Source organism: Streptomyces sp. NPDC059668 (assembly GCF_042734135.1).
Classification (GTDB): domain Bacteria; phylum Actinomycetota; class Actinomycetes; order Streptomycetales; family Streptomycetaceae; genus Streptomyces.
This window is the reverse complement of sequence record NZ_JBHWEL010000030.1, coordinates 33,801-41,892: the sequence shown is the minus strand read 5'-3', so window position 1 is coordinate 41,892 and position 8,092 is coordinate 33,801. Positions and strand designations below refer to the sequence as shown.

Below are 8,092 nucleotides of genomic sequence, written 5' to 3'. Positions count from 1 at the left end.
GACCGGGGGGGGGGGCCGGCGCGCCCCCCCCCCCCCCCCCCGAGCCGGTGCTGCCTGTTACGTCAGCGGACGTGGTCCACGTCGACGAGGTCGACGCGGACACCGCGGCCGCCGATGGCGCCCACGACGGTGCGCAGGGCGCGCGCGGTGCGGCCGTTGCGGCCGATCACCTTGCCGAGGTCGTCGGGGTGGACCCGGACCTCGAGTACGCGCCCGCGGCGCAGGTCGCGCGAGGCGACCTGCACGTCGTCGGGGTTGTCGACGATGCCCTTCACGAGGTGCTCGAGAGCCTCCTCGAGCATGCTCAGGCCTCGGTCGACTCAGACGAAGACGACGCGGCCGGGGCCTCGTCCTTCTTCTCAGCCTTCTTCTTCTGGGTGATGGCCTCACCCTTGCCCTCGTCGTCGGCGCCCAGGGCGTCGAACAGCGGGCGCGACGCCTTCGGCTCGGCGACGAGCAGCGGAGCGGGGGCGGGCAGACCCTTGAACTTCTGCCAGTCACCGGTCAGCTTCAGGATGGCGAGGACGGGCTCGGTCGGCTGCGCGCCGACACCCAGCCAGTACTGCGCGCGGTCCGAGTCGACCTCGATGCGCGAGGGGTTCTGCACCGGGTGGTACAGGCCGATCTCCTCGATGGCCCGGCCGTCACGGCGGGTACGGGAGTCGGCGACGACGATGCGGTAGTGAGGCGAACGGATCTTGCCCAGACGCTTCAGCTTGATCTTGACTGCCACGGAAGTGGTGTCTCCTGGTCTTGACGTGGTTGGGCACGGCGAGATGGCCGCGTGGGGTTGCGGTACCCGAGTGCCCGATGGACGCGTCAGCCGGAGGAGAGAGGGGTCCTATGCGACTGTCGAGTACAGCTAGACATTGTGCCACACCCTGGAGGTTCACCTCACCGGCCGTACCCGCGAGGCCGTGCCTGACCGGGCCGTACGCGCGAGGACATGCCTGACCGGCGCCCGGCGCCGGTTCGCGGGCGCCGGGGTGTGACCCGTCGCTCATCGGGTGGTGCGGCCGAGTACGGCTGCCACGAGCAGCCGTCCTCTCAGCTCGCCGCCGCCCCGACCACCTCCGGAATCCGGAAGGGCTTGCCGCACCCCCCGCACACGATCGGCGCCTGTGCCAGCACGGACGGGACGACCCGTACGTTGCGGCCGCAGTCGCAGACCGCCTTGACGCGGACGCCTCCTCCGGAGGAGCCGTGCCGGGCGGCCGGGCCGCGGAACGAGCGGGCGGTGTCGGCGGTGGTCGCGGCGGTGTGCGCCTTGAGGGCGCGCTGGAGCCGCTCGATGGTCGGGCGGTAGCGGCGCTTGGCCTCGGGGTTGAGCGTGACGAGCGAGAAACCGCTGCTGGGATGCGGTTCCTCGGGGTGGTCGAGGCCCAGCTCCTCGGCGATCGCCAGGAATCTGCGGTTGTGGTAGCGGCCGGCGCGTGAGGTGTCGCGGACTCCGCGGGCGGCGGCGATGCCGTGGACTGCCTCGTGCAACAGGCGTTCGAAGGAGAGTTCGTGCCCGCAGGCGGACGACGATTCTCCGATCAGGGACTCGGGCGCGGCCAGATCCGGCAGTTCGGGGTGGTGCCGCTGAATGTCGGCCCACGCCCCTGCCAGCTCTGCGGCAAGAACAGGTGGTGTCGTGCTCACGTCGTGACAACGAGCCGGGGGCCCTGTGTGTTCCTATTCCGGGGCATCCCAAATAATTTGCACGTACCCGTCAGTTGCCGCTGATGCGTCCTGACGAGGGCGGGTGCGCTGATCTGCGGAGAAGCCTCACAGCTCGCACCAAGCTGGTACGTAGTCACGCGTACGCCCCGGCGCGTAGACGCCGTCCGCGCGCCGGGGCACCTGTCGTCATCAGATGCGCAAGAGGCCTTTCGGCCGCCCTCGGGGACGGCTCAGTAGGCGCGCGCCACGACGGCGACGTTACCCGGTGCGTCGTCGCTGTCGGGCACCGACCCGTCCTCGGCGACCAGACACCGTACGGTCACGGAGTGCTCGGCGAGCCTGGCCTCGCCCTCTTCACCGAGGTCGGCCCAGGGAACGCGGGCCCAGCCGCCGGCCGTGGCGGCCTCGACGGCCTCCCCGACCGTGGCCACGTCCGACGTACGGGACGCGCGGCGCTCACGCGACTGCCTCAGGAGCAGCGCCTGGTCCTCCTCCAGGAGGGCGGGCAGCAGTCCCGGCAGGGCGTCGAGGGCGACCGGCTCCTTGCCCCCGGGGATGCGGCGGGCCAGCATCGCGGTGCCGTTCTCCAGGTCACGGGGGCCGACCTCGATACGCACCGGTACGCCCTTGAGTTCCCAGTCGACCGCGCGCCGCCCGAAGGGGGTGTCCGTACGGTCGTCCACCTGGACCCGTACGCCCGCCGCCGAGAGCCGGTCGCCGATCTCGCGGACCTTGGCCAGAACCGCCTCGTCGTGCTTGATCGCGAGGACGACGGCCTGCACGGGGGCGAGCCGCGGTGGCACCCGCAACCCGCTGTCGTCGCCGTGCGACATGATCAGGCCACCGACCATGCGGGTCGAGGACCCCCAGGAGGTCTGCCAGACGAGTTCCTGCTTGCCGTCCTTGGAGAGGTACTGGGTGTTGAAGGCCTTCGCGAAGTTCTGGCCGAGTTCGTGGCTGGTGCCCATCTGGAGGGCCTTGCCGTCGCCCATCATGCCTTCGAGCGTGAGGGTGTTGACGGCGCCGGCGAACCGCTCGCGGGGGGTCTTGCGGCCGAGCAGCACGTCGATGCCGAGGACGTTCACCATGAAGTCCTCGTACACCTCCTTGTGGATGTACGCGGCGTAGTCCCGGGCGTCCTCGTAGGTGGCGTGGGCGGTGTGGCCCTCCTGCCAGAGGAACTCGGTGGTACGGAGGAACACCCGCGGGCGCATCTCCCAACGGACCACGTTCGCCCACTGGTTGATCAGCAGGGGCAGGTCGCGGTAGCTCTGCACCCACTTGGAGAAGGAGGCGTTGATGATCGTCTCGGAGGTGGGGCGGACGACGACCGGCTCCTCCAGCTCCTTGCCGCCGCCGTGCGTGACGACCGCGAGCTCGGGGGCGAAGCCCTCGACGTGCTCGGCCTCCTTCGTCAGGTACGACTGCGGGATGAAGAGCGGGAAGTAGGCGTTCTGGGCACCCGCCGTCTTGATGCGGGCGTCCATCTCCTGCTGCATCCGCTCCCACAGCCCGTACCCGTAGGGCCGGATGATCATGGTGCCGCGCACCGGCCCGTTGTCGGCCAGCTCGGCCTTGTTGATCAGGTCCTGGTACCAGCGCGGGAAGTCGTCCGCCTGGGGCGTGAGAACGGGTGCCTTTGCCATGGCGCGATCGTACGGGCCCACGTTGCCGGGACGTGAATTCTCGTGCGGCGCGCGGACAGCGCACAAGCAGCGCGCCGCAACCCCTGGACGCCGCGACGAGTGCGGAGTTACCTGACATACGGGGGAAGTGCGCGCGCAGGGCGCGGGGGTCGGGGAAACGGGGCACAGCGACAACTCTCGGCGGATTGGGGCGCTTTCGATGACACCTACGCTCGTGCGGCAACACCTGCATCACACGGGGCCTGCCTCCCGTGTGGACTCGCGGGTACGCGCGCGTGACTGGTCCGAGATCCAGGAGCGGATGCTGGTACCGCTCCACGAGGCCGTCTACGAGCGACTCGAAGTCGGCGGCGGGACACGGCTGCTCGGCCTCGGCTGCGGTTCCGGGCTGGCCCTGCTGACGGCGGCCGCCCGGGGCGCCGCGGTGACCGGGGTCGACGACTCCTCACTCGAACGGGTGAGGCTCGCACGGGAACGGCTGCTTCCCGAGGGTCACGGCACGCACGCGCGCGCCGACGCCCGGATCGTGTGGGGATCGCCCGCGGACCTGGCCGGCGCCGGGGGACCCGCGTACGACCTGGTGACCGCGTTCGAGCCGGTCGGAGCTGTGACCGGTGACTCCGAAGGGCTCGCCGAGGTGCTGGAGTCGGCCGCTCCGCTAGCCGGGCGGGGGGCTGCCGTGGTGCTCGTGGGATGGGGGCCGCCGGAGCGCTGCGCCACGTCCGCCGTGCTGCGGGGCGTCGGCAGACTGGCCGAACCGCCGCGGGGCGGCCGCGGGTGGCGGGCCGCCCGGCGGGACGACCTGGAGGAGATCGCCCAGCGGGCCGGGCTCGGGCTCGACGGGTCGGGACGCGTGGCGTGCCCCTTCGGGTACGCGGACGTGGAGAGCGCGGTACGGGGGCTCATGTCGACCGGGCTGCTGGACGCGGCGGTGGCCGCGACGGACGAGGTCCAGGTCGACAAGGAACTCACGGAGGCGCTCCACCCCCATCGCCGGCGGGACGGGACGGTGTGGATGCCGAACGTCTTCCGGTATCTGATCGCCCGGACCAGGTAGGCCGGAGGGTCCGGCGCGGCCGCGGAGGGCGAGGGCTCAGGCCTCCTCCTTCCGTGTCCGGGTGATGCCCGCGATCCGGTACGCGTCCGCCTCCTCCAGCGTCTCGTTGGCGAGCAGTGCCTCCGCCAGCGCGTCCAGCTGGTCGCGGTGGTCGCGGAGGTTCTGGCAGGCCTCCTCGTAGCACTCGTCGACGATGCGGCGCATCTCGTGGTCGATGGAGTCGAGGGTCGCCGGGGCGGCGGCGAGGCCGTAGGCCTGCTGGGCGTCGCCCGGGAGGGCGGAGAGCCGGCCGACGCGTTCGGTCATGCCCCAGCGGGCGACCATGCCGCGGACGATGTTGGTGACCTGTTCGAGGTCGTTCTCGGAGCCGGTGGTGACGACCGCGTAGACGACGTGTTCGGCGGCCATGCCGCCGAGGGCGCCGATGATCCGGCCGCGCAGGTACTCCTCGGTGTACGCGTAGCGGTCGGCGTCCGGGGTCGAGAGCGTGACGCCGAGCGCGCGCCCGCGCGGGACGATGGTGATCTTGCGGACCGGGTCGGCGCCCGGCCGCAGCATGCCGAGCAGGGCGTGGCCGCTCTCGTGGTACGCCGTGCGGCGGCGCTCCTCGTAGGGCATGACCAGGGGGCGTTCGGCACCCAGCTGCACCTTCTCCAGCGCCTCGGAGAGGTCCGAGCGCGTCACCTGCTCCTGCTTGCGCTTGACCGCGAGCAGCGCCGCCTCGTTGGCGAGGTTGGCCAGATCGGCACCCGTCATGCCCGGGGTCGTCCGGGCCACCTGGGCCAGGTCCACGTCCGGGGAGAGCGGGATCTCGCGGGTGTGGATCTCCAGGATCGCCTCGCGGCCGCAGCGGTCGGGCGGTGAGACGTTGACGACGCGGTCGAAGCGGCCGGGCCGGGTCAGTGCCGGGTCCAGGATGTCGGCGCGGTTGGTCGCGGCGATGACGATGACGCCCTCGGCGCCCGAGAAGCCGTCCATCTCGGTGAGGATCTGGTTCAGGGTCTGCTCGCGCTCGTCGTGGCCGCCCATCGCCGAGCCGCCGGCGCGGGCGCGTCCGATGGTGTCGATCTCGTCGATGAAGATGATGGAGGGGGCGACCTTGCGGGCCTCGGCGAAGAGCTCACGGACGCGCGAGGCACCCACGCCGACGATCATCTCGATGAACTCCGACGCCGAGGCCGAGAAGAAGGGCACTCCCGCCTCGCCCGCCACCGCTCGCGCCAGCAGGGTCTTTCCGGTGCCGGGAGGGCCCGCGAGGAGTACGCCGCGCGGCATCTTGGCGCCCATCCTGCGGTAGGCGCCCGGATTCTTGAGGAAGTCCACGACGTCGTTGAGCTCGCCCGCGACCTCGTCGATGCCCGCCACGTCCGCGAAGGTCGTGCGCTGGGCGCCGGGCTGAAGTTCGACGGGTTTCGGGGGTGCCTTGCGGCCGAGCATGCCGCCCGGGCCGCCCATCCCCGGCCGCAGCCGCCGCGCGACGAAGAACCACAGCGCGACCAGGACCAGGATCGGGGCGAGGGAGAGCAGCAGGTTGGAGAGCAGGCTGCGCTGCTGGACCACCGGCGAGGCGGTCACCGTGACGCCGCGCTTCTCCAGGTTCTGCCAGAGTTTGTCGTCCGCGAAGGACGGGCGCTGCGTCTTGAACTTGGTGTACTTCCCGCCGCCGTCCGGCTTGTTTTGGGCGGTCCTGAGCTCGCCCTGGATCGCGTCGCCCTTGGAGTAGATCTTGGTGACGTTCCCCCCGTCGATCTGCTTGCTGAACTCCGTGTAGGAGATCGTCGGCTCGTTGCCCTCGTTGAAGAAGGACAGCGCCAGGACGGCGATCACGAACACGATCAGAGCGGCGACCGCCAGGCCTATCCAGCCACCCGGCATCTTCCGTCGTCCGGAGGGCGGCGGGTTCGGTTCGGGTGGCGTGCCCTCGGTACGCCACGGCTGATCAGGGTCCTTGCGTGGCGGCACAGGGTTGCTCATATCAGGACGTTACGCCACGTAATGCGCGCCAGCACGCGCAGGAAGCCGCCGGAAAAGCACCGGGGGCGCCCCTCCGGCGAGGGGCGCCCCCGGTGACGTACGGGACGACGGGCGGCGCACGGGACGAACCGTCGGTCCATGCGTCGGTGCGATCAGCCCATGAACTTCTTGAACTCGTCCGGCAGCTCGAAGTCCTCGCCCTGCTGTCCGGCCGGCAGTCCGAAGGCGCCGCCCGGCTGGGCACCGGCCTCGCGGCGCGCGGCGGCCTCTTCCTCCTGCTGCTTGCGCTTCATCGGGTTGCCGGAGCGCTGCTTGCCCTTGGCCTGCTTGACCTTCTTCTTGGCTCGGCCGGGGCCGCCGCCCATGCCCGGGATGCCCGGCATCCCGGGCATCCCGCCGCCCTGGGCCATGCGGGACATCATCTTGCGGGCCTCGAAGAAGCGTTCGACCAAGCCCTTGACCGCGCTGACCTCGACGCCGGAACCCTTGGCGATACGGGCGCGGCGCGAGCCGTTGATGATCGTCGGCTCCTGGCGCTCGGCCGGGGTCATCGACTTGATGATGGCGGCCGTGCGGTCGACGTCGCGCTCGTCGAGGTTGTTGATCTGGTCCTTGATCTGGCCCATGCCCGGGAGCATGCCGAGCAGCTTGCTGATGCTGCCCATCTTCCTGACCTGTTCCATCTGGGACAGGAAGTCGTCCAGGGTGAAGTCCTGGCCCTTCTTGGACGCCAGCTTGGAGGCCATCTTCTCGGCCTCTTCTTGGCTGAACGTCTTCTCCGCCTGCTCGATCAGGGTGAGCAGGTCACCCATGTCGAGGATGCGGGAGGCCATCCGGTCCGGGTGGAAGGCGTCGAAGTCGTCGAGCTTCTCGCCGTTCGACGCGAACATGATCGGCTTGCCGGTGACCGAGGCGATGGAGAGCGCGGCACCACCGCGGGCGTCACCGTCGAGCTTGGAGAGCACCACGCCGTCGAAGCCGACGCCGTCGCGGAAGGCCTCGGCGGTGTTGACCGCGTCCTGGCCGATCATCGCGTCGACGACGAAGAGGATCTCGTCCGGGCTGACCGCGTCACGGATGTCCGCGGCCTGCTGCATCAGCTCCTGGTCGATGCCGAGGCGGCCGGCGGTGTCCACGATCACGATGTCGTGGACCTTGGTCCGCGCGAACTCCATGGAGTCCTTGGCGACCTTGACCGGGTCGCCGACGCCGTTGCCCGGCTCGGGCGCGTAGACGGCCACACCGGCGCGCTCGGCGACGACGCTGAGCTGGTTCACGGCGTTGGGGCGCTGGAGGTCGGCGGCCACCAGGAGCGGCGAGTGGCCCTGGTCCTTGAGCCACTTGCCGAGCTTTCCGGCGAGCGTGGTCTTACCGGCACCCTGCAGACCGGCGAGCATGAGCACGGTGGGCGGGTTCTTGGCGAACCGCAGACGGCGGGTCTCGCCGCCGAGGATCGTGACGAGTTCCTCGTTCACGATCTTCAGGACCTGCTGGGCCGGGTTCAGCGCCTTGGAGACCTCGGCGCCGAGGGCACGTTCCTTGACGTTCTTGATGAAGGTCCGCACGACCGGCAGGGCCACATCGGCCTCGAGGAGCGCGATACGGATCTCGCGTGCGGTGGCGTCGATGTCAGCTTCGGACAGCCGGCCCTTGCCCCGCAGGTTCTTGAACGTCGCTGAGAGGCGATCGGAGAGAGTATCGAACACGGCGCTCGTCTGTCCTCAGGGGTCGGGGGCGATGGGAATCGCCC

Annotated in this window: 7 protein-coding genes; 1 reads left to right on the top strand and 6 read right to left on the bottom strand. The window is 70.5% G+C overall.

Going from position 1 to position 8,092, the window contains the following annotated elements:
- Positions 1-62: 62 nt before the first annotated feature.
- From ACFV2J_RS22185 to proS, 4 genes are all read right to left on the bottom strand, one after another.
- On the bottom strand, positions 63-302 hold the full coding sequence (locus ACFV2J_RS22185; RefSeq protein ID WP_005479813.1) for an RNA-binding protein: 240 nt from the start codon (positions 300-302) through the stop codon (positions 63-65).
- Positions 303-304: 2 nt separating this feature from the next.
- Positions 305-733, bottom strand: coding sequence for a 30S ribosomal protein S16 (gene rpsP, locus ACFV2J_RS22180; protein WP_385092998.1), 429 nt, complete (start codon positions 731-733; stop codon positions 305-307).
- Between the two features lie 314 nt (positions 734-1,047).
- Positions 1,048-1,644 (bottom strand): hypothetical protein, encoded by a 597-nt coding sequence (locus ACFV2J_RS22175; RefSeq protein WP_153288376.1) that lies wholly within the window; start codon positions 1,642-1,644, stop codon positions 1,048-1,050.
- A gap of 251 nt (positions 1,645-1,895) precedes the next feature.
- Positions 1,896-3,311 (bottom strand): proline--tRNA ligase, encoded by a 1,416-nt coding sequence (gene proS / locus ACFV2J_RS22170; RefSeq protein ID WP_385092995.1) that lies wholly within the window; start codon positions 3,309-3,311, stop codon positions 1,896-1,898.
- Between the two features lie 199 nt (positions 3,312-3,510).
- Between proS and ACFV2J_RS22165 the strand changes: the two genes are divergently transcribed.
- A complete protein-coding gene (locus ACFV2J_RS22165) occupies positions 3,511-4,368 on the top strand; it encodes an SAM-dependent methyltransferase (RefSeq protein ID WP_385092992.1) in 858 nt (285 codons plus the stop codon).
- A 36-nt stretch (positions 4,369-4,404) separates the two neighbouring features.
- On the opposite strand, the gene ftsH is transcribed toward ACFV2J_RS22165, so the two are convergent.
- Both ftsH and ffh read right to left on the bottom strand, forming a co-directional pair.
- Positions 4,405-6,342: an ATP-dependent zinc metalloprotease FtsH gene (gene ftsH / locus ACFV2J_RS22160; protein WP_385092989.1), complete on the bottom strand. Its 1,938-nt coding sequence runs from the start codon at positions 6,340-6,342 to the stop codon at positions 4,405-4,407.
- Positions 6,343-6,494: 152 nt separating this feature from the next.
- Positions 6,495-8,048 (bottom strand): signal recognition particle protein, encoded by a 1,554-nt coding sequence (gene ffh / locus ACFV2J_RS22155; protein WP_385092986.1) that lies wholly within the window; start codon positions 8,046-8,048, stop codon positions 6,495-6,497.
- Between the last annotated feature and the right edge of the window lie 44 nt (positions 8,049-8,092).

Bases quoted from the DNA above. Each gene is read 5' to 3' on its own strand.
- ACFV2J_RS22185 (WP_005479813.1), bottom strand. From the start codon at position 302: ATGCTCGAGGAGGCTCTCGAGCACCTCGTGAAGGGCATCGTCGACAAC.
- proS (WP_385092995.1), bottom strand. From the start codon at position 3,311: ATGGCAAAGGCACCCGTTCTCACGCCCCAGGCGGACGACTTCCCGCGC.
- ACFV2J_RS22165 (WP_385092992.1), top strand. From the start codon at position 3,511: ATGACACCTACGCTCGTGCGGCAACACCTGCATCACACGGGGCCTGCC.
- ftsH (WP_385092989.1), bottom strand. From the start codon at position 6,342: ATGAGCAACCCTGTGCCGCCACGCAAGGACCCTGATCAGCCGTGGCGT.